Source organism: Butyrivibrio sp. ob235 (assembly GCF_900109475.1).
GTDB lineage: Bacteria > Bacillota > Clostridia > Lachnospirales > Lachnospiraceae > Butyrivibrio.
This window is the reverse complement of the sequence record NZ_FOBE01000018.1, coordinates 66,463-86,570: the sequence shown is the minus strand read 5'-3', so window position 1 is coordinate 86,570 and position 20,108 is coordinate 66,463. Positions and strand designations below refer to the sequence as shown.

At 43.3% G+C, this 20,108-nt stretch carries 18 protein-coding genes; 16 read left to right on the top strand and 2 right to left on the bottom strand.

What is annotated here, in order from left to right; all coding sequences use genetic code 11:
- Positions 1 to 253 (bottom strand): hypothetical protein (locus BMW61_RS13110; RefSeq protein WP_442857295.1); only part of this gene is annotated, 253 nt, incomplete at its 3' end.
- A 258-nt stretch (positions 254 to 511) separates the two neighbouring features.
- On the opposite strand from BMW61_RS13110, the gene BMW61_RS21940 reads away from it, so the two are divergent.
- From BMW61_RS21940 to BMW61_RS13040, 16 genes are all read left to right on the top strand, one after another.
- The gene (locus tag BMW61_RS21940; protein WP_175475200.1) at positions 512 to 676 is read left to right on the top strand and encodes a hypothetical protein; all 165 of its coding nucleotides are present in this window, start codon (positions 512 to 514) and stop codon (positions 674 to 676) included.
- A 24-nt stretch (positions 677 to 700) separates the two neighbouring features.
- On the top strand, positions 701 to 3,793 hold the full coding sequence (locus BMW61_RS13105; protein ID WP_175475199.1) for a type 2 lanthipeptide synthetase LanM family protein: 3,093 nt from the start codon (positions 701 to 703) through the stop codon (positions 3,791 to 3,793).
- Positions 3,794 to 3,807: 14 nt separating this feature from the next.
- Entirely contained in the window at positions 3,808 to 4,677 is an 870-nt protein-coding gene (locus tag BMW61_RS13100) for an ABC transporter ATP-binding protein (protein WP_091822700.1), read from the top strand.
- 119 nt (positions 4,678 to 4,796) lie between these two features.
- On the top strand, positions 4,797 to 5,540 hold the full coding sequence (locus tag BMW61_RS13095; protein WP_091822697.1) for a LytR/AlgR family response regulator transcription factor: 744 nt from the start codon (positions 4,797 to 4,799) through the stop codon (positions 5,538 to 5,540).
- Between the two features lie 171 nt (positions 5,541 to 5,711).
- The gene (locus BMW61_RS13090; RefSeq protein ID WP_091822694.1) at positions 5,712 to 5,927 is read left to right on the top strand and encodes a hypothetical protein; all 216 of its coding nucleotides are present in this window, start codon (positions 5,712 to 5,714) and stop codon (positions 5,925 to 5,927) included.
- Positions 5,928 to 6,209: 282 nt separating this feature from the next.
- Positions 6,210 to 6,419, top strand: a complete 210-nt coding sequence (locus BMW61_RS13085) for a plantaricin C family lantibiotic (protein ID WP_091822691.1) — start codon at positions 6,210 to 6,212, stop codon at positions 6,417 to 6,419.
- Positions 6,420 to 6,451: 32 nt separating this feature from the next.
- Positions 6,452 to 6,625 carry a class II lanthipeptide, LchA2/BrtA2 family gene (locus BMW61_RS21935; protein WP_175475198.1) on the top strand — a complete coding sequence of 58 codons (174 nt, stop codon included), beginning with the start codon at positions 6,452 to 6,454 and terminating at the stop codon, positions 6,623 to 6,625.
- A gap of 81 nt (positions 6,626 to 6,706) precedes the next feature.
- Positions 6,707 to 6,898 (top strand): hypothetical protein, encoded by a 192-nt coding sequence (locus BMW61_RS13080; RefSeq protein ID WP_091822687.1) that lies wholly within the window; start codon positions 6,707 to 6,709, stop codon positions 6,896 to 6,898.
- A gap of 109 nt (positions 6,899 to 7,007) precedes the next feature.
- A complete protein-coding gene (locus tag BMW61_RS13075) occupies positions 7,008 to 8,393 on the top strand; it encodes a uracil-xanthine permease family protein (protein ID WP_091822684.1) in 1,386 nt (461 codons plus the stop codon).
- 118 nt (positions 8,394 to 8,511) lie between these two features.
- Positions 8,512 to 9,990 carry a polyphosphate:AMP phosphotransferase gene (gene pap, locus BMW61_RS13070; RefSeq protein ID WP_091822681.1) on the top strand — a complete coding sequence of 493 codons (1,479 nt, stop codon included), beginning with the start codon at positions 8,512 to 8,514 and terminating at the stop codon, positions 9,988 to 9,990.
- 251 nt (positions 9,991 to 10,241) lie between these two features.
- Entirely contained in the window at positions 10,242 to 12,797 is a 2,556-nt protein-coding gene (locus BMW61_RS13065; RefSeq protein WP_091822678.1) for a beta-mannosidase, read from the top strand.
- Positions 12,798 to 12,962: 165 nt separating this feature from the next.
- Positions 12,963 to 13,949 carry a diaminopimelate dehydrogenase gene (locus BMW61_RS13060; protein ID WP_091822675.1) on the top strand — a complete coding sequence of 329 codons (987 nt, stop codon included), beginning with the start codon at positions 12,963 to 12,965 and terminating at the stop codon, positions 13,947 to 13,949.
- Positions 13,950 to 14,103: 154 nt separating this feature from the next.
- A complete protein-coding gene (locus tag BMW61_RS13055; protein ID WP_175475197.1) occupies positions 14,104 to 15,201 on the top strand; it encodes a glycosyltransferase in 1,098 nt (365 codons plus the stop codon).
- Positions 15,198 to 16,316 carry a glycosyltransferase gene (locus BMW61_RS13050; RefSeq protein ID WP_022762267.1) on the top strand — a complete coding sequence of 373 codons (1,119 nt, stop codon included), beginning with the start codon at positions 15,198 to 15,200 and terminating at the stop codon, positions 16,314 to 16,316. Before BMW61_RS13055 ends, BMW61_RS13050 begins: the two co-directional genes overlap by 4 nt.
- Positions 16,288 to 17,277, top strand: coding sequence for a helix-turn-helix transcriptional regulator (locus BMW61_RS13045; RefSeq protein WP_022762268.1), 990 nt, complete (start codon positions 16,288 to 16,290; stop codon positions 17,275 to 17,277). Before BMW61_RS13050 ends, BMW61_RS13045 begins: the two co-directional genes overlap by 29 nt.
- 60 nt (positions 17,278 to 17,337) lie before the next feature.
- Complete coding sequence (locus BMW61_RS13040; RefSeq protein WP_022762269.1) at positions 17,338 to 18,996, top strand: SulP family inorganic anion transporter; 1,659 nt, start codon at positions 17,338 to 17,340, stop codon at positions 18,994 to 18,996.
- Positions 18,997 to 19,102: 106 nt separating this feature from the next.
- Here BMW61_RS13040 and BMW61_RS13035 read toward each other — a convergent pair whose 3' ends face one another.
- The gene (locus BMW61_RS13035) at positions 19,103 to 19,963 is read right to left on the bottom strand and encodes a YitT family protein (RefSeq protein ID WP_026498823.1); all 861 of its coding nucleotides are present in this window, start codon (positions 19,961 to 19,963) and stop codon (positions 19,103 to 19,105) included.
- Between the last annotated feature and the right edge of the window lie 145 nt (positions 19,964 to 20,108).

Here is a 20,108-nt window from a genome sequence, read left to right as displayed (position 1 = left end):
CGATTGATGTGATCAGAGTTTTCTCATCAGTTCTAACCACTTCCCATTTTTCTCTTCTTATGGGACTGTCCTTAAGAATCTGGTTGCAGGTGGAGAGTGTCTCTGAAATGTAGTCCAATGCCATCTGTAATGCTTCATTTCGCACTCTGCTTACAAACCCTGCAAAGTCCTTTGGATTCTCCGAGAAATCTTTTGATGCTTTCTGAAGATTTGGTACTCCATTCTCAATAAAATGCTGTATACTATTTAACACAAGGGGACTCCTCCATCTAGTTGTATTAGGTTTGCACACCCGAATATCAACTATACCATGAAGGAAATCCCCTTTTTCAATTAATCCTACAAAAACTTTACGCTAGCTAATAGTACGTTTATGAAAGAAAAAGATTCATTTAAGACATGAAAGAATTTTGAGACAAAAAGGTATTATAATAGCAATTGTGAGAAGGGGGCGGGTTTTTATTACAAAATAAGATGAGGGGAATACAAATCAAAGATGGAGGAAACGGGTATGAAAAAAACTATTGTTAAGAAGATGGGAGATAAGATGATAAAGAAGGCGGAGAAACAGGAGACGATACCCTTCTCGTGTTTTGGCGCACTTTTTTATGAGGTTGAAAGACCGGAATGCCTTAAGAAGCTCGACAAAGAAAGACTTGAAAACAGCGACAGATAATTACTTAACAGGATGGGGGTATCTATGTTAGTCTACGATAATGTATCGGAGAGGGATGTTTGGGAGTATTGGAGAACACTGTTTCCTGAAGTAAAAAAGGATGAAGAGCTGAAGGATATAATAAGTGATTCGGGGAAACTTCAGGAAGGTGACATAGTAAAAATCTGGAGAGCGCAGGCAACGGACAATCACGAATTTTTCGATTGGCTAAAAAGACAGGATGATTGTTTTCGTCATTCAGGGAAGTGGCGTAATTTTATTAGCTCCAATCATATGAATAATGCGTTCTATCCATTATTCCTTTTTAACAAAAGTAAATTGGATTGTCTTAAAGATAGCATAGAGAAAAGCGGATTGTATGCGGATGTGGATAGAATCTATGAAACCATCGCAGAGGATATCTGTTTAAGGTTAAGAGAGATATCAATAAGGACACTCATTTCGGAAATTCATGTCGAAAAAAATCTCTGCAATCTTGAAGGAGATAACGGTAACAAAAGGTACCTCTTCTATATGGATCACATCTGGGCATCCAGAGACTATGTCCAAAAGTTTTACACAGAGTACAAAGAGTTATTGGAAATGCAGCTTGTCATTTTTGACAATGCATATAATTCAATCAGGGAAATGATAGAAAGGATTGGGGAGAACTATCATGACCTTGTTGATCTGATAGATGCTGGGGGAAAGAATCCGCTCATTACCGATGTTCAAACGGGATTGGGCGATTCTCACCGCCTGGGTAGAACAGTGTCCATGTTGAAGTTTTCAAACGGTAAAAAAGTGATCTATAAGCCAAGGAGCCTCAGAGCAGAAACAGGATTTGCCGATTATTCCAAAGCTGTCAGCGAGGGACTTGGACTTGGCGACAGATCATTGTATGAAATAAAGGCTATATCACGAGAAGACTACGGCTTTATTGAATATATAACTCAGGATGAATGTCAGTCAAAGGAAGAACTTGAGAGATATTACTATCGCTGTGGAATAATAATGGCGATGCTGTATTCACTAAATGCCAAGGATATTCATCATGAAAACATGATATCTCACGGTGAGTATCCGGTGATGATAGATTTGGAAGCTTTGTTCCATAGCAGACTTGAGCATAGGGATATCAATAATGAAAAAACCGCGTACGAAGTTGCTATGGAGAGCATAGAGGATTCGGTGTATTCAATAGGCCTTTTGCCTATGAAGCTTTCAAATCCCTATGACAAAGAAAACGGGACTGTGGATATCAGCGGCTTTGGTGCCACATCGCAGCAGGTATCACCGTTTAAGGTTTTGATGATTAAGAACAGGGATACGGATGAGATCTGTTTTGAAAAATCAACCTATATCATTCAGCCACAGAAAAACGTTGCAAAATATAAAGGTGCTGCGGTAAATGCTTCTGACTATAAAGATCTGATAATGCACGGATTTGAGGATGCTTACATATACATTATGAAGGATAAGTCAGAACTTATAAGCGGATTCAAAAGATGGTTTGGAGAAACCAACACAAGAATAATATACAGACCGACCTATATATATGGAAAGCTGATGTTCACAAGCAACCATCCGGATTTCATGCGAGAGAAGGCGCACAGATATATACTGTTACACCGAATGGGCTATAGAGTAAAGCCGCAGGAAAGACGGATTGTAAGTGCTGAGATAAGAGATATTTTAAGAGGAGATGTTCCTTTTTTTGAGGTGAATATCAATTCCGGAGAAATGAGAGACTCGGAGAACAAAGTATTACCTCTTGATTTTAAGATAACTCCTTTTGACAAGACAGTGCAAAAAGTGAATGGTTTTTGCACTGAGGATTTGGAGAAACAAAAACTGATCATAGATAATGCATTCTTGTCCAAGGCTATGGAAGACTATAGGGAATTGTGTGTGACAGGAACTGATTGGTCTGATACTCCTATGAAGATGGAGCGTGAAGCTTATCTGAAGATAGCGGAGAATATCGCGCTGCAGATATTAAATAACGCACATGAAGCCGAGGTCTTAGGAAAAAAGCAGTTATCCTGGGTAAACTTTACCCCTATCGGAGATGATCAGATAAATTATGAGTATACTCCGGTGGGAGGAGACCTGTATAGCGGAACATCGGGAATCGGACTGTTTCTTCTATATTTATGGAAAGAGACAAAGAAGAAGGACTATCTTGAAGCTGCATATGCCTGCATGGATGCAGTTATAACACAAATGAAAAAGATAGATGATGATTCCTATTATCTGATCGGACCCTTTAACGGCCTTAGCGGATATATATATGTGATGAGCAAGTTCTGGCTTTTGACCGGGGATACGTCGATGAGAGAACTGGTCTATGACGGACTGTCCAGAATGAAGAAGATATATTTCAGAGATACGAATTATGATGTTATAAGTGGAGCTGCCGGCGCGATTAAAGTTTGCTTTAGCCTTGTGAATAATTTTGACGGAAAAATCAAAGCGCTGGCAGAGGAACTGATAGTTTTACTTACGCATCATCTTCTGGACAATAAGCTGAAGCTCGAGGACGGCAGTATAGCCTGGAGAAGCGGAATAAACGGAGCGATCTATACCGGATATGCGCATGGAAGCAGCGGAATAGAAGAGGTTCTATATTCTGTAAATGAAAAATACCATATAGACGGAATCAGCGAAGTGCTTGAAGAGTCCGGGGCCTTTCTTAATAAGATGTATGTCAGGAAGGATCATAACTGGAAGACCATGATCGGTAAAGACAATTGCTCACAAGCCTGGTGTCATGGGGCACCCGGTGTGCTGTATGGCAGAATGAAAAGATATAAAAGCATGAGCAGGTTTGAGAGGGCAGACTTCTTAAACAACCTGAAGGTTATGAAGAATAAAGCGATAGGCAATAATATCTGCTACTGCCACGGAGATATAGGTAATATTGAGCTTATTCGCAGAATTGCAGAGGTCGTGGGTGACGAAGAACTGAAAAATGAGTGCGGGTGTACTTATAGCAGACTGGCCTCCGGGTTTTTGCATTACATAAAGGAGCGACCTTTACTTCCCTATGGTCTCATGCTGGGACTCAGCGGAATCGGTTATTCGCTGCTTGCGACAATTTCCGATGACGTGCCGTTTATTTTAGACTTGGAGTAGAGAGGTGAATAGATATGAGTTGTGTATTAAAGGTAAATAATGTAAGCAGAAAAGTAAAAGATTTTCAGATATTGAAGAATGTCTCCTTCGAACTAAAAAGAGGAGAGATAGTCGGGCTTATAGGGCCTAACGGGGCAGGCAAAACAAGCATTATGAAAATTCTGGTGGGACTGACCATAAATTATACCGGAGAAGTGGATTTAAGCAGCGTAAGAGATATCGGAAGTATGATAGAGACACCGAATTTTTATCCATACAACACCGGTTATCAGAATCTTATGTATTTTGCTAAACTTAACGGGGTAGGCAGTAAAAAGGTGGAAGAACTCCTGGATCTTTTGGGCCTTACTGACGCTGCCAATAAAAATGTTAAAGGGTATTCGCTCGGAATGAGGCAGAGACTTGGTATAGCGCAGGCTCTGCTCAAGGATCCTGATGTTCTTGTTTTGGATGAACCTACAAACGGACTTGATCCGCAAGGTATATATGAGGTTCGTGAATACATACGTAAGATAGCCACGGAAAAGAATATTACCGTTCTTATTTCGAGTCACCTCCTTGGAGAACTTGAGAAAATGTGTAACAGAGCCATATTTATCAAAAAGGGTGAAGTTATACAGCTTATGGATTTTGACAATGATATACAGAACAAGAAGATTACCTTCGTAATCGAATGTCTTGATTCCGAGAAGACGCAGGAAATCCTTGCCAAGCTCGGCTATAATGTTGTGTCTTATAATGAAAATGAAGTAAGAGTAAAGATTGGCGCAAATGAGAAAAATGACATCGCAAAAATTTTGTATAAGCATAAGATTGTGATGACCGGTCTTTATGAAGCATGTGAAACTCTTGAGGATACCTTCCTTGAACTCATGAGGGCATAATTAACACATAAGAAATATTGATACCTCCTGCCCAAATACCCAATAACAAAATGGCTAAACCTTTTGTTGTTGGGTATAATAGACACGGGGGATATTTTGTTTGTTAGGGGAAATCAGAAATGCTAAAAATTTATGTATGTGAAGACAATAAGGAACAGAGAACACATTTAAAGAAAGTAATCGAAAATATCGTATTGATGGAAGACTATGATATGGAATTGGAATGCGTGTCTGAAAATCCGCATACGATACTGGATAAGGTTAAGGAAGCAGATAATGTAGGTATTTATTTCCTGGATATCGATTTGAATTCTGATATGACAGGACTTGTGCTGGCTCAGGAGATTAGGAAATATGATCCAAGGGGCTTCATCATTTTCGTTACTACACATTCTGAGATGAGTTATATGACCTTTATGTTCAAACTTGAGGCTCTGGATTTTATCCTGAAGGACGAACAGGAGGAACTGGATAAAAGAGTGTATGATTGCATCCTTAAAGCCAATCAGAGGTTTGCCTCTGCAAATAATAAGGTGCAGGCGAATTATTCAATAAAGGTAGGGGACAAGGTGTATACCGTCGATTATGATGAGATACTGTTTTTCGAGACATCTCCCAATGTGCATAAGATTATTCTTCACTGTAAGACCAGGCAGATGGAATTCCTGGGAAAGATAAAAGAGATAGAGAAAGAGTTGGATGACAGGTTTTATCGCTGCCATAGGGCTTTTCTTGTTAATAAGGACAACATAAAGGAAGTTGATTTACAAAATAATGTCATCTATATGGTTAACGGAGACGAATGCCTGATGTCCTACAGGCAGGCTAGAGGATTAAAGGGATTTTTCAAAAAGACCATCTAATCTGTAGGGAATTTACGTTTATGATTGCGTGAACGTAAGGACCGGTAAATTGATGACGGGAAAGATCGTAAACAGATATTTCAGTATCGATTGAAAAGATAGTACTGTTACTCTTCTACAATAAATTATGTAAAGCTTCATAAAACATATTTTATGGAAGGAGAGTAGGGTATGGCAAGTATAGAGAAGATTTCGGATCCTGATTTAAGGGGCAAGCTTGATATGCTGCTCAGCGATTTGAGCGGTACCATATATGGCGAATTGTCAGAACAGGATATGGAAGCTCTTTCGGGAGCCGGCTGGCAGGATAGTCCCAGTCCGATGTTTGGACATGGCGGATGGAATCAAATATCCTGTACCAAAGATTGTAATGCTCATTGTATGTAAAAAGAATAATGTATATTTTAGCGAGGAAGTACATCCGATTAGAGGGGATTGTACTTCCTCTTTTTGTTGAACAGGTATGGTGCCTGGCATTTGATGACGCAGGAAACAGAAAAAAGATTTACTTCGTTTATGACAAATAAACGTTAAAGATTTTGCTGAATTTTGCGCTGATGACATAAAAATGATGTTTGGATACATAAACGTGGATTTTCGGAAAACCGGCATATAATCGTATTTGTAAGCAACACAAAACAATATTTCAAAAGAGAAGGAGAGAAAAAAATGGGAGATTTAAACGCAATCAAAGATCCAGTACTTAGACAGAAGATGGAGATCCTTACAGATCCAAACGCAAATGTGTCTATCGAGCTTACAGAGCAGGATATGCAGGCACTTGCAGGCGCAGGTTGGTATTCTGAGATGAGTGCTGCTCTTGGTAACAGAGGAAGCTACTGCACACTTACAAAAGAGTGTCAGGCTTGCTGCAACTAATCAAAAAACTTAACAAACGGAGGAGAGAAAAAATGGGAGAATTTAAAAACGAGATCAAGAATGCACCTGAGGGTGAGGTTAACGAGAAGGAACTGCAGGAACTTGCAGAAGGTGATGCAGAAGGCGGAGTGCCGATCACTGTTCCGATCACTATTGCAGCTTCTACAGCATTTTGCCCTTCAATTAAATGTTCATCAAAGTGCTAATTTTGTGAGCTGATCATATATATACCGCCTGCATTATCAGCAGGCGGTATACTATATTGATGAGGGAAAGGAAAGAAAGACATGAAAAACTTTATTAAAGCTATAGTTATAACAGTAGTTATTCTTGCTGCGCTAATCATCGCTAACATTATTTGTAATAAAACGGGACATGAGCTTGATGCACTTTATACAGGTGTAATTACTCCTATAGTAGCAATGGTGCTATATGACAGACTTGCCGATAAGAAAGAAAAAAATACGAATGCATTTTGATTAATTTCTTTAAATGTAGATGCGTACATGATATAATCAGTAGGGCTTTTGGGTGATCCCCAAGGGCCTTTTATTTTGCAATTTGTTTCATTCTACGGAGGAGAAGGTAATGGGAGAAAAACGACAGGCTATTTATGACGCGTCAACTCTTGGTAAGTCCAAAATGCTTATTCTAGGACTTCAGCACATGTTTGCTATGTTTGGTGCAACGATTTTGGTACCGATTCTGGTAAACAGCTATTTTCACGGTGAGGGACTTTCGGTTCAGGTTACATTGTTCTTTGCGGGAGTAGGAACGCTGCTGTTCCATCTTTTTGCTAAGTTCAAGGTTCCGGCATTTCTTGGTTCATCTTTCGCATTTCTTGGCGGTTTTGCTACTATCGCAGAGCTCAATACAGGTAAATTCGCAAATATGACTTACGGGGAGAAGCTTCCCTATGCCTGCGGCGGAATTGTTGTTGCAGGTCTTATGTATCTTCTGTTATCTCTTTTCATTAAACTTGTGGGAGTTAAGAAGGTAATGCATTTCCTTCCTCCGGTTGTTACAGGTCCGATCATCATCTGTATCGGTTTGTCACTTGCTCCTTCAGCAGTTAGCAATGCAGCGGTTAATCCGCTCCTTGCTGTGATCGCACTTGCGATTGTAATCATCTTCAATATCTGGGGAAAAGGAATCTGGAAGATCGTTCCGATTCTCATGGGTGTTGTTATTTCTTATCTTGTTGCTGTAGTAATGCATCTGGCAGGAATGACCAATCTTGACGGTAGTGCAATTCTTGATTTTGCACCTATCGCATCTGCAAGCTTTATGGGACTTCCGCCTTTCCTTTTTGCGAAGTTCGACATCACTGCAATCCTTGTTATGGCGCCTATTGCTATCGCTACAATGATGGAGCACGTTGGTGATATTTCCGCTATATCCGCTACAACAGGTCAGAACTTCCTCGAGGAGCCCGGCCTTCACAGAACTCTCTGGGGTGACGGTCTTGCTACAGCTCTTGCAGGAATGTTTGGCGGCCCTGCGAACACAACCTACGGCGAGAACACCGGTGTTCTTGAGCTTTCCAAGGTATATGATCCCAAGGTAGTAAGAATCGCTGCCGTTTATGCGATTGTTGTAAGCTTTATTCCCAAGGTTGCAGATGTAATCGGTACAATGCCTACAGCCATCATCGGCGGTATCAGCTTCGTTCTTTACGGAATGATCTCAGCGATCGGTGTTAGAAATGTGGTTGAGAATAAGGTTGACTTCACAAAGTCAAGAAACCTTATCGTGGCAGCAGTAATCCTTGTTACAGGACTTGGTTTTTCAAACGGACTTACCTTTACTGTAGGCGGAACATCCATCACTCTTACATCACTTGCTCTTGCAGCTATTTTCGGAATCGCACTCAATGCTATTCTTCCCGGAAATGACTACAACTTCGGTGAGAATATTAAGGGCGATATCAACCGCGGCGTAAGCTTCAACAATACTGAAAAGGAAGTTGGCTGATTCGGAAAACCGATAATAATTAAACTTTTCTAAACACGTTTTGTGACGCACCGTATGTGGTATCATTACCATATATGGTGCGTTTTACTATGCAGACCACTTAGCGAGGGGGTTAATTATGTTAAAGGATTTTATTGTTTCTGAGATGCCGGAAGAGGAAGAACTGAAAGCAAAGCTTAAGGAAGAGCGTGCAAAGCTCTCCGCTTCGCAGATGAAGATCAAGGAGGCGGGACTTCCCGTAATGGTTCTGTTTGAGGGCTGGAATGCTGCCGGAAAGGGAGCCGTAATCGGCAAGGTTATAAGAAATATTGATCCCAGATTTTTCAAGGTGGCAACGCTGGACCGCGCTCCGAGCGAGGAAGAGAAGCGCTATCCGTTTTTATACAGATATATTAAGGAGATTCCGGAGGCAGGAAAGTTCAGATTCTTCGATACCTGCTGGATGGAAGAGATTGTGGACGGTGTCCTTCAGGGCAAAATGGATGAAGATACCTATACAAAGCGTGTGCACTCCATAAATACTATGGAGAGGCAGCTCTGCGACAACGGATATCTTGTGGTGAAGTTTTTCATGAATATATCCAAGAAGGAGCAGAAGAAGAGACTTGATGCGCTGCTTGGAGATAAGGATACCAGCTGGCGCGTAACGGATGCCGATATTAAGCAGAACAAGCAGTATGACAAGATAGAGGAGGTCTATGATAAGTATCTTTGTGATACCAATCAGTCAAGGACGCCATGGTACATCATAGACGCTTCAGATAAGAAGTGGGCTGAGCTGCAGGTTTTGCAGTTCCTTAATCAGGGAATAGATATTGCGCTTAAGAACCATGCACTGAATGTTCCGATTTTGCAGAACACCTTCCCGATGGAGAAGGTTCAGAAGCTATCGGATATTGATCTTGCCGGTAAGTTCCTGACAGATGAGGAATATGATCTCGAACTCAAGAAGCTGCAGAAGGAGCTGAAGGATCTTGGCAATAAGGTATACAGGAAGAAGATTCCGGTAATTATCGCCTATGAGGGCTGGGATGCTGCCGGTAAGGGCGGAAATATCAAGAGAATTACAGCGGCTCTTGATCCAAGGGACTATGTGGTTGAGCCGATTGCGAGCCCGGAGCCCCACGAGAAGGCAAGGCATTATCTATGGAGATTCTGGACCAGACTTCCGAAGACCGGCCATGTAACGATTTTTGACAGGACCTGGTACGGACGCGTAATGGTTGAGAGACTCGAGGGATTCTGCTCTGAAAATGACTGGCAGAGGGCCTACAACGAGATCAATGAGTTTGAAAAGGAGCTCTCCGATTGGGGTGCGGTGATCATCAAGTTCTGGGTTCAGATTGACAAGGATACTCAGCTTGCGCGCTTTACAGACAGACAGAACACTCCGGAGAAACAGTGGAAGATAACGGATGAGGACTGGAGAAACCGCGAAAAGTGGGATCTCTATGAGGGCGCCATCGATGAGATGATTGCTAAGACTAGTACGACCTTCGCTCCGTGGTATGTTCTTGAATCTGTAGACAAGAAATATGCGAGAATTAAGGCCCTTAAGATCGTGATAAGGGAGATAAAGAAAGCACTTAAAGGGTGAGCTGTTTTCTCATATAATAAGTTAATAAACAGTGCAAAACGGCCTTCTCTCAATTGTGGGAGAAGGCTTATTTTTGTGCGTTTTTTTGCGGACTAAAAAGGCTTAAAAATTTTCGTAAATGTGCTTTAAAAATGTCTGTGCAGGCTTTAGAATTATATTATTCTGACAATTAAATTGTTGGGATGGGGGGCCGGAATTCGAGGAATTTTTGGCTTCGAAAAATTCAATTTGAGAAGGAGATAGGATTGGGAATGGTTACAACAAAGCTTGATAAAAACTGGAAGCTTCACAAGGTAGGGGATGCGAAGCTGATAAATGCGGTGGTTCCTGGAACGGTTTACACCGACCTCCTCAGAGAAGGGGAGATGGAGGATCCTTTTTTCAAGGACAATGAGGATAAGGCGCTGGCACTCATGGACAGCGACTATGAGTATGTCTGCAATTTTGATAAGCCCGCTGAAGCTGAAGGCTCTGATGTCGTAGTGCTTCACTGCGACGGTCTTGATACTCTTGCGGATCTGTATCTTAACGGAACGCTTCTTGGTAATGTCAACAACATGCACAGAACCTGGGAATTTGATATAAAGGAGCTCCTTAAGGATGAGAATGAGCTGAAGGTTTATTTTCATTCTCCGACAAAGTTCATAAAGGAAGCCTATGAGAGCAGAGAACTGCCTTCAAAGGGAAGTGAAGATGCGATGCAGGGCTTTACATATCTTCGTAAGGCGCACTGCATGTTTGGTTGGGACTGGGGCGCACACCTTCCGGATGCGGGTATTTTCAGACCGATAACAATTCAGTGCTTTAATAAGGCAAGGCTTGAATCTGTGCTTATTACTCAGAATCATGAGAATGTGAAGATCGATAAGGACGGAAATGAGAGCGGAAGCGTTGGACTTCGCATAAAGCCTGAGATCACTTCTGCGGATGATATTTTCAAATTCAGAGAAAAGAGTGATGTGTCAGGCTATGCCATCAACATGGGCATTGAGAGTAAAAAGTGCGATTATTCGGGTTATTCATTTGATGTTAAGGTAGTGTCTCCTTCAGGAGAGGTTACTGAGAAGAGGAGCAGCGGAGAGCTTCCGGAAGAGATAGTAATTGAGAAGCCGCAGCTTTGGTGGCCGAACGGCTATGGAAAACAGCCGCTTTATACTGTGACTGTTGTTTTAAAGGACGAAGCCGGAAACCAGCTTGATACCTGGGAGAGAAAGATCGGACTTCGCACTTGCACCGTAAGTACCAAGAAGGACGAGTGGGGAAGCGAGTTCTGCTTTGTTGTAAACGGCGTTAAGGTCTTTGCGATGGGAGCGGATTATATTCCTGAGGATCATCTGTTAGGAAGGGTTAATCCCGAGGTTACAAGAAAGCTCCTTGATAAGGCTGTTTTTGCCAACTACAACTCCATCAGAGTTTGGGGCGGCGGATACTATCCGGATGACTGGTTCTTCGATATCTGCGATGAGTACGGAATACTGGTATGGCAGGACTTCATGTTCGCCTGCGGTGTTTACGACCTTACTCCCGATTTCGAGGAGAATATAAAGGCGGAGTTCAAGGATAATCTCCTGAGACTTCGTCACCACGCATCTCTCGGTCTCATGTGCGGCAATAACGAGATGGAGATGTTCGTGGATTATGGAGTGTGGGTTTCCAAGAAATCCGAGAAGCGCGACTACACTATCATGTATGAGTACATTATCCCGAATATGATGAAGGAATACGCGCCGAATGTTTATTACTGGCCGGCATCTCCTTCGTCAGGCGGATGTTTTGATGAACCAAATGATGAAAACCGCGGAGATGTGCACTACTGGGAGGTTTGGCACGGAAATCAGCCCTTCTCTGAGTATAGGAAGTTCTTTTTCAGATTCCTTTCGGAGTTTGGATTCCAGTCCTTCCCTGCGGAGAAGACAGTGGAGACCTTTACTGATGATCCGGCGGATAAGAATGTCTTTTCATATATTATGGAGAGGCACCAGAGGAACGGCGCTGCAAACGGTAAGATCATGAACTATATGCAGCAGACTTATCTGTACCCGAACGATTTTTCAACGGTTATCTACGCATCCCAGATGCTTCAGGCTGATGCTATCAGATATGGAGTTGAGCACTTCAGACGTAATCGTGGACGCTGCATGGGCGCTGTGGTTTGGCAGTTCAACGACTGCTGGCCGGTGGCATCCTGGGCAAGCGTAGATTACACCGGAAGGCTCAAGGCTCTGCACTATGCGGAGAAGAGATTCTTTGCACCTATCCTTGTTTCCTGCCAGGAAGAGGGCGAGATGACCTGCGGAGTTCCGCTCAACTGGTTGCCCAGAGAGGTTAAGCAGGAGGCTGTATTTAATGTAGCTAACGAGACGAGGAAGGATGTTACGGCAACAGTGAGATGGGCACTCAGGGATGCTTCCGGTAAAGTGGTTCGTGAGGGCTCGGAGAAGCTTGAGGTACCTGCTCTTACAAGTGCCTGGACCAAGAAGGTCGACTTTGCTGATGCTGACAGATTCAGCCATTATGTGAGCTACGAGGCAGAGGTTGACGGTAAGGTTGTTTCTTCCGGAACGGTATTGTTTACGATGCCGAAGTACTTTAAGTATCAGGATCCGAAGCTTGTGGCTAAGATTGATGGTAACAAGATCACTGTTAAGGCTGATGCCTATGCCCGCGGAGTTGAGATCTTGAATGAGAATGAAGATCTGGTGCTCTCGGATAACTATTTTGATATGAATGCCGGAGAGGTTACGGTGGAGGTTCTGTCGGGTGATACCTCAAAGCTGAGACTCAGAAGTGTGTATGATATAAGGTAATATGAAACAAAAAAATTTAGCGATTTAACTCGCTAAATTTTTTGTGGATTTTTATGTGCTACTTAGCGTATAATGCGCAGTAGAGAGTTTCGAAAATATGATATGGACCGGTGGCAGGTTCGATAAAGTTCAGGCCGGTGATTGGTTCATGGAAATGGAGGAGTTATGAGTACTAGAGTCGGTATTATCGGATACGGTAACCTTGGAAAAGGCGTGGAGCTTGCAGTTAAGGAAGCTCCCGATATGGAACTGGTTGCAGTTTTTACAAGAAGAGATCCCGCGTCTTTGTCTATTAAGACACAGGGTGTTCCGGTTGTTTCTGTTAATGATGTAGAGGACTGGAAGGATAAGGTTGATGTTATGATCCTCTGCGGAGGAAGCGCAACTGATCTTCCGAAGCAGACACCTGAGTATGCAAAGCTTTTCAACGTGGTTGACAGTTTTGATACTCATGCGAGAATTCCGGAGCATTTTGCAAATGTTGATGCATCCGCTAAGGCAGCAGGCAAAGTTGCGGTTATTTCCTGCGGTTGGGATCCCGGAATGTTCTCTCTTGCAAGAGTTTACTCAAATGCAATACTTCCCGATGGAAATGATTATACATTCTGGGGAAAGGGTGTATCACAGGGACATTCTGATGCTATCAGAAGAATCGCAGGCGTTAAGAATGCCAAGCAGTACACAATCCCTGTAGAGAGTGCACTTGAGGCTGTTAGAAGCGGAAAGAACCCTGAGCTTACAACAAGAGACAAGCACACAAGAGAGTGCTTCGTTGTTCTTGAGGATGGAGCTGATGCAGCAAAGGTAGAGAAGGAAATCAAGGAGATGCCCAACTACTTCGCTGATTACGATACAACAGTTCATTTCATCAGCGAGGAAGAACTTCTTACAAACCACAGCGGAATGGCTCACGGCGGCTTCGTATTCAGAAGTGGCAAGACAGGCGCTGACAAGGAGCACAACCACATCATCGAGTACAGCTTAAAGCTTGATTCCAATCCTGAATTCACCACAAGCGTTCTTATTGCAGCAGCCAGAGCGGCCGTTCGTATGCAGAAGGAAGGCCAGACAGGCTGCAAGACAATGCTTGATATTCCTCCGGCTTATCTTTCAGATAAGAGCGGCGAGGAGCTTAGAGCACACTTACTTTAATATGAATGTCTGGCGGGTGGGTACGTTACACCTCATCCGTCAGCTTCGCTGACACCTTCCCCTCAAGGGGAAGGCTTTTTTTATTTTCTTCATGAGTCTGTTTGATTCCAATACACTTTTTCTTTACGAGTCCATTTTATGGTACAATAAAAATATGAAAAAGATTAAAGTTCTTCACATCGTGGGGGCGATGTATCCCGGTGGAATGGAAAATTTCATAATGAATATCTATGAAAACATAGACAGGGAGAAGTTCTGTTTTGATTTTGCGGTTCATAGCATGAAGGAAAACGACTATGAGCCGAGGATCAGGGAGCTTGGCGGGAAGGTGTTTTTACTGCCGAGAATGACGGGACATCCCATGGATAATCTGGCCAAGCTCAGGAAGATTGTCAATGAGGAAGAGTATGACATTGTGATAAGGCACACTGCCAATGCTCTTGTTGCGCCGCAGCTTTGGGCAGCCAGGAAGGAAAAGGCGATAACGGTCTGTCATTCTCACAATGAAACAGATCCGAAGAAGTTTGTGCATTTTCTTTTCAGACCTATGCTGGTGAGCAATGCGGATATAAGGCTTGCCTGTTCCGAAAATGCCGGAAAATGGATGTATGGGAATAAGGACTTTCGGATAATAAATAACGCGATCGATTTAAACAAGTTCGAGTTTAAGGAAGAAAAGAAGCAGAAGGTAGTAGATGAGTTTCATCTTGAAGGAAAGCATATCTACGGGCATATTGCAAATTATATTGCTTCGAAGAATCACTCGTTTTTGATGGATATATTCTCGGAAATCGCAAAGCTGGATGATAAGGCTGTGCTCATATGCCTCGGAGAGGGTGAGCTCAAGGCTGAGACAGTGCAGAAGGCGGCAGAGCTTGGGATTTCTGATAAAGTGATTTTTACAGGCATCAGACATGATGCGCAGAATTTTATGTCTGCATTCGAGACGATGATATTCCCTTCGTTTTTCGAGGGACTTCCGCTTACTCTCGTTGAGGCACAGGTGGCAGGCCTTCCGATTCTGATGTCGGATACGATTACCGATAAGGTGATTGTGACAAAGGGGCTTGTGGAAGCAAAGGCGCTCTCTGATGGCGCGGCAGACTGGGCGAAGAGAGCAGTCGAAATCAGGGAGAAGAATGAAGGTGCAAGCCGGAGCTGTCAGAGGGAGAGTATTCGGGAGCACGGGTATGATCTGGAGCAGTTGGTAAGATGGTATGAGGAGTTCTTGGAGAGCGTGGTGAAGCCATGAAGATAATATTTCATTTGAACAGCATGGGAAGGGGCGGCGCAGAACACGTAGTCAGCATCCTTTCCAGGAAGTTCTCGGAGGCGGGACACGAGGTAATCGTGGCGACGCAGTGGTTTTCCGAGAATGAGTATGAGCTTGGTGAAAAAGTAAAGAGAATATCGGTGGGACTTACCGAGGCAGATGATAGCAAGAGCCGCATAAGCAAGGCGTTTCTTAGGCTTTCAAGACTCAGGGAGTGTTTTAAGAGGGAGAAGCCGGACCTTGTTATATCCTTTTGCGCTAAGGCTAACTTCAGGGCGGCCTTCAGTCTGTTCGGAATGAAGACACCGCTTATAGTTTCTGTAAGAAATAATCCTGTGGAGGATTATAAGGGGCATTTTATAGCCACGAAGTATATGGAAAAAAAGGCAGCAGGCTGCGTTTTTCAGACGCCTGATGCCATGAGCTTTTTCTCAAAGGGGCTTCAGAAGAGATCGAGGATTATATTTAATCCGCTGGATGAAGAGTATCTTAATATAACAAGCGATATGGTACCGGCTGCGGGTGAGAGATCCAAGAGAATCGTGAACGTCGGACGGATATCCGCTCAAAAGAATCAGCTGTTATTATTGAAGGCTTTTAGCAAGATAGCTGATAAGTATCCTGATTACACTCTGGAAATATACGGAGATTTTCAGGAGTCGGAGCTTCTTGATGAAATAACAGCTTTTATCAATGAAAAAGGCTTAAAAGAAAGGGTTTCGGTAATAGAGCCGACAAGTAAACTAAAGGAAAAGATTATGGATGCAGCGCTTTTTGTGCTTTCATCGGACTTCGAGGGAATGCCAAATTCGCTTATAGAGGCTATGGCGATGGGGATTCCATCAATATCAACCGATTGCCCCTGCGGAGGATCGAGACTTTTGATAGACAGCAGGAGATCCGGAATTCTTGTGCCCGTCAGGGATGAGGAAGCACTGGCAGCAGCGATGGACAGGGTACTTTCCGATAATGAGCTTTCAGACAAGCTTTCGCGCAATGCCATGAAGATAACAGACAGGGTTCAGCCTGACAAAATATGCAGAGAATGGGAGGAGTTTATCGATTATGCCAAAGGGAACAAATCAGAAACTTAAACTTTATTATCTCGCAAAAATTCTGTTGGAGCAGACGGATGATGAACATGGTCTCACCATGCCGGATATCCTTGAGGAACTGGACAGGTATGAGGTGAGCGCTGACAGAAAGAGCATTTACACCGATATAGAGGCTCTTAATGATATCGGCCTTGATGTTGTTGGCGAAAAGAGCGGCAAATACTTTGTCTATCACATCGGAAGCAGAAGATTTGAGCTTGCAGAGCTTAAACTCCTTGTGGATGCGATTGGCTCTTTCAAATTCATTACGGAGAAAAAATCAAATGCTCTTATTAAGAAGCTGACGACTCTTGCCAGCACCTATGAGGCAACCCAGCTGGAGAGACAGCTTGCCGTGCAGGGCAGAGTGAAGACCATGAACGAGAGCATATATTATACGGTTGATGAGATTCACAGTGCGATTTCCGAGAATAAGAAGATCAGCTTTAAATACATGACCTGGGATACGGAAAAGAAGCTTGTTCCGAGGAAAGCTGAGCCCTATGTGATCAGCCCTTGGCGTCTAACCTGGAATGATGAGAATTATTATCTTATCGCTTTTGACTCCGAGTCCGGAAAGATCAAGCACTACCGAGTAGATAAGATGGATAAGATTGAGATCCTTGATGAGAGAAGAGAGGGAAAAGAGCATTTTAAGGCCTTTGACCTTGCAGCCTATACGAACAGAGCGTTCGGAATGTTCGGCGGTGAGGGAACAATGGTTACTCTTACTGTCAAGGATGAGATGGTCGGCGTTATTATCGACAGGTTCGGGAAGAATATCACGATTAAGCCTTCCAAGAAAAAGGGATGGTCAGATGCGAGGGTTGAGGTTGCTGTCAGTGACCAGTTTTTCGGGTGGATATTCGGTCTTGGGACTTCCGTAAAAATATCCGCGCCGGCTTCTGTGGTAAAAGCGTACAAGACAGAGATCAATAATCTGTTAGAATTCTACAAATAGTCAATTCTTTACTATATTATTATGTGTTATAATTTTGTCGCTTTTTTTAGGAGGTTTATTATGAAGAAGGACAAAATTAAACCAATGCTTTTTTCCGTGATTAAGAAATACACGAAAAAGCAATTCACCACTGATGTAATATCAGGTATCATCGTAGCTATTATTGCACTTCCGTTGTCAATAGCCCTGGCGCTTGCTTCAGGAGTAGGCCCTGAGGAAGGTCTTTACACCGCGATCGTTGCGGGATTCATTATTTCCTTCCTCGGAGGCAGCAGGGTTCAGATAGCAGGTCCCACCGCAGCTTTCGCGACAATCGTTGCGGGAATAGTTGCCAAGGACGGAATGGAAGGCCTTATGATGGCAACCATCATAGCCGGAATTCTCCTTATTCTGATGGGACTGTTAAAACTCGGAAGTCTTATCAAATTCATTCCCTATACAATTACAACCGGTTTTACCGCGGGAATAGCAGTGACAATCCTTATCGGACAGATCAAGGATTTCCTGGGGCTTACATATCCCAAGGGAACCGTGACAATCGAAACTATCGAGAAGCTGGAAGCTATCGTTAAGAATATCGCAACCATCAATTATCAGGCTGTTATAGTCGGAGTGGTTTGCCTTGCAATCCTTATAATATGGCCCAGATTTTTTGAAAAGATTCCCGCATCACTTATAGCCGTAATCGCCGGAATTGTTATGGTAAAATTCCTTGGACTTAAGGTTAATACCATCGGAGATCTTTACACAATTCACGCAGGTCTTCCTAAGTTCCACACACCGACCATCAGCTGGGGACTTATCAGAGGATCTTTCTCAAATGGCTTTACAATTGCAATTCTTGCAGCAATTGAATCACTGCTTTCCGCTGTGGTTGCAGACGGTATGATAGGCTCACATCACAGATCAAACATGGAGCTTATAGCACAGGGCTGCGGTAACATCGGATCCGTTCTCTTCGGAGGAATTCCCGCAACAGGTGCTATCGCAAGAACAGCTGCAAATATCAAGAACGGTGGTAGAACTCCTATCGCAGGTATTGTTCACTCAATAGTTCTTTTACTCGTTCTTGTGGTGCTTATGCCCCTCGCAGCGCTTATTCCGATGCCCACAATTGCAGCTATTTTGTTCCAGGTAGCCTACAATATGTGTCAGTGGAGACCTTTCACACATCTGTGTAAGACAGCTCCCAAGAGCGACATTATTGTCCTTGTTACAACCTTTGTCCTCACAGTAGTATTTGATCTTGTTGTAGCTATCGAAGTTGGTATGGTTCTTGCTTGCCTGCTCTTCATGAAGAGAATGAGTGAGGAGTCAACGGTTCGTGGATGGACTTATATTGATCCGGACGACGCTGACGTTAACGCAGAGGATCCTGACAGTATTGACCTCAGAGTTGTTCCTAAGCACGTTCGTGTTTACGAGATTTCAGGTCCTATGTTCTTCGGAGATGCAGATGCTCTTGCGGAAATCACCACTAAGGATTTCACAAAGAGTCTTGTTATCAGAATGAGAAGTGTACCTGCCCTTGATGCGACAGCGATGCGTTCACTCGAGATGCTTTATGAAAACTGCAAGAAGAAGGGTGTTCGTCTCATTTTCTCACATGTTAACGAGCAGCCCATGAGAACAATGGAGAAGGATGGCTTCGTAGAAAGAGTTGGCCGCGAGAACTTCGCCGCCCACATAGACGAGGCCCTTGAAAAAGCCTCTCATTGATGAGTAATACGGCCCGGAGAGTAGAGCATCTGCGATTCCTATCTCGTTGCAAAAAACGCATAATCGATAGAAATCGCAGACACTCTATCCCCGGGCCTTACGTTATTTAATCCCTGGGTTTGAAGTAGAAGTTGCCCTGAACTCTGTCGGTGCGGATTGAGTTGATAAAGGCGCCGGGGTCCAGATCTTTGATGGCGGGGATGAGCTTTCTTGTGTCAGAGGCACTTACAACGGAGTAGACAACCATTTTGTTGTTGTGCTCGAAGGAACCCTCGCCGTGCATAAGCGTGGCACCGTGGTTGGCAATCTTATAGATCAGCTCGCATACCTCGGCGGGCTTGTCCGTGATAATGAAAAGAGTTTGCTGCTGGTAGGTTCTGTACATAACGTGAAGAACCTGAGTGGCAACATACTGGAAAATGATGGAATACAGAGCCTTGTCCCAACCAAAGAGAAAGCCTGCGACTGTAAGGATCACACAGTTTCCCGCAAGGATTATGGGGAAGGCATCAATACCTTTTCTCTGAGATAAAAAGATTGAGATAAAGTCGGTACCGCCGCTGGTGGCATCAACCATGAGGCAGATGGAAAGTGACACACCTGCGAAGATGCCGCCGAAAATGGCGATAAGGAGCGGATCATTGGTGATGTAAAGCTCCGGAATCATATCTACGAAGAAACCGTTTGTGAGCACCATGATCATTGAATATAATGTAAATTTTTTGCCGATATAACGAAAACCAATATAGATGGGAATGATGTTGAGCACTACGTTGATGGGCGTATACGGAATTTTCGTATTAAAATACTTAAGCGCGATACGCTGAATTATAATGGTGAGTCCCTGGGCTCCGCCCGGGTAGAGACCACCTGCGTTTACGAAGGTCTGTATGTTAAGTGCCATCAAAAAAGCAGCCAAAAGAACTACTACAAGTCTGATGCTGCCTCTCCTGAAGTCCAATTTCATAATTGAAATCTCCCTACAAAACGTGTATTTGAAATACATTACCTATAGGTTATAATACATTATTGGAGTAGTGATTTGCAAATCGGAAAATGCGAAAAAATCATGCGTTTTGCAATTATTTAAAACAAGGTTAACTATATTTTTT

Bases quoted from the DNA above. Each gene is read 5' to 3' on its own strand.
- pap (WP_091822681.1), top strand. From the start codon at position 8,512: ATGTTAAAGGATTTTATTGTTTCTGAGATGCCGGAAGAGGAAGAACTG.
- BMW61_RS13105 (WP_175475199.1), top strand. From the start codon at position 701: ATGTTAGTCTACGATAATGTATCGGAGAGGGATGTTTGGGAGTATTGG.
- BMW61_RS13075 (WP_091822684.1), top strand. From the start codon at position 7,008: ATGGGAGAAAAACGACAGGCTATTTATGACGCGTCAACTCTTGGTAAG.
- BMW61_RS13060 (WP_091822675.1), top strand. From the start codon at position 12,963: ATGAGTACTAGAGTCGGTATTATCGGATACGGTAACCTTGGAAAAGGC.
- BMW61_RS13050 (WP_022762267.1), top strand. From the start codon at position 15,198: ATGAAGATAATATTTCATTTGAACAGCATGGGAAGGGGCGGCGCAGAA.
- BMW61_RS13065 (WP_091822678.1), top strand. From the start codon at position 10,242: ATGGTTACAACAAAGCTTGATAAAAACTGGAAGCTTCACAAGGTAGGG.
- BMW61_RS13090 (WP_091822694.1), top strand. From the start codon at position 5,712: ATGGCAAGTATAGAGAAGATTTCGGATCCTGATTTAAGGGGCAAGCTT.
- BMW61_RS21940 (WP_175475200.1), top strand. From the start codon at position 512: ATGAAAAAAACTATTGTTAAGAAGATGGGAGATAAGATGATAAAGAAG.
- BMW61_RS13055 (WP_175475197.1), top strand. From the start codon at position 14,104: ATGAAAAAGATTAAAGTTCTTCACATCGTGGGGGCGATGTATCCCGGT.
- BMW61_RS13040 (WP_022762269.1), top strand. From the start codon at position 17,338: ATGAAGAAGGACAAAATTAAACCAATGCTTTTTTCCGTGATTAAGAAA.
- BMW61_RS13085 (WP_091822691.1), top strand. From the start codon at position 6,210: ATGGGAGATTTAAACGCAATCAAAGATCCAGTACTTAGACAGAAGATG.
- BMW61_RS13045 (WP_022762268.1), top strand. From the start codon at position 16,288: ATGCCAAAGGGAACAAATCAGAAACTTAAACTTTATTATCTCGCAAAA.
- BMW61_RS13095 (WP_091822697.1), top strand. From the start codon at position 4,797: ATGCTAAAAATTTATGTATGTGAAGACAATAAGGAACAGAGAACACAT.
- BMW61_RS13100 (WP_091822700.1), top strand. From the start codon at position 3,808: ATGAGTTGTGTATTAAAGGTAAATAATGTAAGCAGAAAAGTAAAAGAT.
- BMW61_RS13035 (WP_026498823.1), bottom strand. From the start codon at position 19,963: ATGAAATTGGACTTCAGGAGAGGCAGCATCAGACTTGTAGTAGTTCTT.
- BMW61_RS21935 (WP_175475198.1), top strand. From the start codon at position 6,452: ATGGGAGAATTTAAAAACGAGATCAAGAATGCACCTGAGGGTGAGGTT.
- BMW61_RS13080 (WP_091822687.1), top strand. From the start codon at position 6,707: ATGAAAAACTTTATTAAAGCTATAGTTATAACAGTAGTTATTCTTGCT.